This is a genomic window from Sulfuricurvum sp., assembly GCF_023229695.1.
Lineage (GTDB): Bacteria > Campylobacterota > Campylobacteria > Campylobacterales > Sulfurimonadaceae > Sulfuricurvum.
The window spans coordinates 1-4,129 of sequence record NZ_JALNYS010000033.1; the positions used below are offsets into that span (position 1 = coordinate 1).

Genomic DNA, 4,129 nt, shown 5'->3' on the forward strand with positions numbered 1-4,129 from the left:
AGAAGACAGAGGAAAAGGGATTCATGCGGGGGCCAACGCCTACATCGTGAAAAGTACGTTCGATCAGAACAATTTGATCGAAACGATTCAGTGGCTGATCGGATAATAAATGACTGACCTTACGCACCTTTTTCAAAAGGGCGAAATAGGTTAGGCTTTGCCCGAAAAGTACAAATAAAGATCGGTTAATCTCCCGCATCCGAAAGATGCGGGTAGCTTTAGGGGGTTGTAGGGACATTTGTCCCTGCCACATTAGGGACTTTGTTCCTAATGTGCGTAACATCAGTTAGTAAATAAAAAGGTCAAAAAGTGATACGATTAATGATTGTTGAAGACTCCGCAACCACCCGTGAACTGTTGGTGTATGCCCTTGCAGCCGAACATGATATCGAGATCGTTGCCGTGGCGGAAGACGGAGCGGCGGCGGTTGCATTGGTCGCTAAAGCCCGTCCCGATATCATTTTGATGGATATCAACATGCCCCGTCTCAACGGATATGAAGCTTCCCGTACAATTATGGAAGAGCATCCGCTGCCGATCCTTTTGATGACGGCAACCTGGGAACTTAAAGAAGTGGAGAAAATTATCGAAAGCATGCATATCGGGGTTGTCGGAGCGTATGAAAAACCCTACGGACCGGGCCATCCGAGGTACAAAGAATTGTATGAGAAGATAGTAGCCGGGATCAGACTGATGTCGGATGTGAAAGTGATCCGGCGATGGAAGCCCTCCTCTGACACTAAGTCGGGAAATTTCGATATTGAGACAAAGAAACCCGCTTTCATTGTGATCGGTTCGTCGACGGGCGGCCCGCCGATACTCCACACCATCCTTAAAGGGCTTCCCTCGGATTATCCCCTCCCGATTCTGGTGGCGCAGCATATGAGCAGCGAATTTATCGAAAGCTTTGTCCAATGGCTCAATTTTGAGTGTGCTGTGAACGTAAAAATAGCCCAAGAGGGGGAAAAAATTTTGGGAGGAAATGTGTACATTGCCCCTGCCGGACATCATTTGATCCTTGATAATAATCGGATCAAACTCCCCGTAGGTGACGCAAATGAACTCTTTACCCCCTCGGTTTCCAAACTCTTTTCTTCGGTTCGTCCGTGCGATGCTCCGAATACGGTGGCAATTTTATTGTCGGGGATGGGGAGCGACGGTGCGGATGCGACGGTAGAACTGAGAAAAGGGGGGGCGATTACGGTCGGGCAGAATGAGGCGACGTCGGTCGTATTCGGCATGGTTAAGGAGGCGATCAAGGGAGGGGGGATCGAGTTTCTCCTCCCTCCGCAGGGAATTCTCGAACTGCTGCTCAAGATTGGAGCGGCAACAAAGGAGCATCGATGAATCACGCGACCCATACAAAAAAAATTCATATTCTTGTCGTTGAAGACAGCCTGACTCAGGCCGAAGAGATCCGATTTTTTCTGGAAAACGATAATTATACGGTCACCGTTTGCCATGACGGAGAGGAGGCCTACGAATGGCTTGAAAGGGGTGAGCAGCTTCCCGATGTCATTGTGAGTGACGTGATGATGCCGCGTATGGACGGCTATGAATTGTGCAAAGCGATCCGTAGCGACGACAAGCTCAAGGCAATTCCGGTGATTTTGCTAACCTCCCTCTCCGAACCGCACGATATTATCAAGAGTATCGAAGCGGGAGCCAACAAATTTTTGACCAAACCGTTCGATCACAAACGTCTCCCCGAGGTGATCGACGAACTCTACATCAATACCCAGCGCCGAAGTGTCGAGAGGATGGAGATGGGAATACGGCTCATGTTCGGCGGGAACGATTTCCTGATCACCGCCGACAAGGTGCAGATACTCGATCTCCTCCTCTCCAGCTACGAAGACTCTTATTATAAAAATATCCAGCTGCAGCAAACCCGCAGCGAACTCGAAAAACTCAATGCAAAACTCGAAGAGAAAATTCAGGAGAGGACCAAAGAGCTCCGGATTCAGGAGGAGAAATTCCGTACCCTTGCCGAACATACTCCCGATTTGATCGTCCGGATCGACCGCCATAGGGATATCGTCTACATGAATAAATCGATGGAAAATTTGTTTGATATTTTCAGCGAAGAGTTGATCGGTAAACCGATAAGCGAGCTTGACGATATCAGTATCGGCGGTTTATACAGCCATTTCGTCAATGAACTTTTCGAGAGCGGGAAGGAGATTCGTACGGAGTTTGAGATTCAGACCCCGCACGGGCTGATTTGGATCGATTCGACGTTTGTCCCCGAATACGATGAGAAAGGGGAAATCGAATATGTCCTGAAAGTCTCCAGCAATATCACCGAGCGCAAAAAAGCGGAAAATGAGCTGCGTAAGCTCACTCAGGCGGTCGAACAGAGCCCGAGCAGTATCATTATTACCGACAGAGAGGGGAAAATCGAATACGTCAATACCATTTTTACCGAGACGTCGGGATATTTGCCGGGGGAGGCAATCGGAAAAAATATCGAAGAAATCCAGACGAACCCGATGGAGGAGAAAAGCTGTGACGAGATACTGGATTATGTCACCGGCGGTCATTTATGGCATCGGGAACTGATGTCTCATCGTAAAGACGGAACCGAATCGATCGAATCGGTCAAAATTTCCCCTATCTATGATACGGACGGGACCATTACCCACTGTATGGTGGTGAAGGAGGATATTACCGAGAAAAAACGGGCCGAAGAGAGGATCCATTATCTGGCCAATTTCGATATTCTGACCGGACTGCCGAATCGGGTCCAGCTGGAGGAGCGACTCAAATACTCCATAGAAATAGCGAAACGGCACAATGGGGAACTGGCGGTCATGTTTTTAGACATCGACCACTTTAAAGACATTAACGATACGTTGGGACATCATATCGGAGACATGCTGCTGGTTGAAATGGCGAAGCGGTTTCAATCGATTTTACGCGAAGAAGATGCGGTATCGCGCTTAAGCGGGGATGAATTTGTTTTTATGGTTTCCCACACAAATCTGCAAGGGATTATCTACGTCGTACAGAAGCTCTTAGAGACGATCGCGACCCCTCTGACGATTGAGCTTAATGAACTGATGGTGACCGCTTCCATCGGTATTGCGATCTATCCGATGGATGGGAGCGATAATGAAACCCTTACCAAAAATGCCGATGCGGCGATGTATCAGGCGAAACAAGACGGGCGTAACAGCTACCGTTTCTTTACCAAAGCGATGCAGGAACGTTCCGCGCGCAACCTGCAGCTTAGCAATGCGTTGCACCATGCACTGGAGCGGGGACAATTGCACATCGTCTATCAGCCCCAAATCTCTTTGGTAGAGGATCGTGTAATCGGAGCCGAAGCGCTGCTGCGATGGAGCCATCCCGAACTCGGGAATATTTCGCCGGCCGAGTTCATCCCGTTGGCCGAAGATATCGGTTTGATTTTGCCGATCGGAGAGTGGGTGCTCCGCAATGCGATACGTGAAGCGAAGGGGTGGAGGGAGAAAGGTTTGTCGCCGATGGTCGTTGCCGTCAATCTCTCAGCGGTGCAGTTTCGTCATCCAAGGCTCCCCGAAGTGATTACCAAAATACTCGATGAGGTTGGATTGCCGTCGCGTTATCTGGAATTGGAATTGACCGAAGCGGTAGCGATGCATAATCCTCAGGGGGCGATATCGGTGATGGACCATTTGCACGATTTAGGGATTCGGATGTCGATTGATGATTTCGGTACGGGATACTCTTCTTTAAGTTATCTCAAGCAGTTTAAAGTGTATAAACTGAAAATCGATCAGTCTTTTATTCGTGAAATAACGGATGATTCGGACGACAAGGCCATTGTCAATGCCGTCATCAGTATGGCGCACTCTCTGGGGCTTCAAACGATTGCCGAGGGGGTGGAAACGGTAGAACAACTCGATTACCTCCATAAGCAAGGGTGCGATGAGATACAGGGGTATTATTACAGCAAACCCCTTCTTCCGGATGATTTTGAGATATTTGTCAGAGAGAAGAACCGATCGTAGCGGTATTTTTGTTGTTAATGTAATCTAACCTTGTTACTGATGTTACGCACTTTCCGGGCAAAGCCCGTAAAGTGGCAGGGACAATTTGTCCCCTGCACCCCCCTGAAGCTACCCGTATCTTTCGGATACGGGAG

General features: G+C 48.8%; 2 protein-coding genes. Both read left to right on the forward strand.

Translation table 11 applies throughout. The features are described 5' to 3' along the window. The first annotated feature begins 321 nt into the window (after positions 1–321). Positions 322–1,347: a chemotaxis protein CheB gene (locus M0P91_RS14920; RefSeq protein ID WP_295069246.1), complete on the forward strand. Its 1,026-nt coding sequence runs from the start codon at positions 322–324 to the stop codon at positions 1,345–1,347. Beyond that, the gene (locus M0P91_RS14925; RefSeq protein ID WP_295069248.1) at positions 1,344–3,995 is read left to right on the forward strand and encodes an EAL domain-containing protein; all 2,652 of its coding nucleotides are present in this window, start codon (positions 1,344–1,346) and stop codon (positions 3,993–3,995) included. Before M0P91_RS14920 ends, M0P91_RS14925 begins: the two co-directional genes overlap by 4 nt. Positions 3,996–4,129 lie beyond the last annotated feature (134 nt).

Coding starts and splice junctions, on each gene's coding strand:
- M0P91_RS14920 (WP_295069246.1), top strand. CDS start 322: ATGATTGTTGAAGACTCCGCAACCACCCGTGAACTGTTGGTGTATGCC.
- M0P91_RS14925 (WP_295069248.1), top strand. CDS start 1,344: ATGAATCACGCGACCCATACAAAAAAAATTCATATTCTTGTCGTTGAA.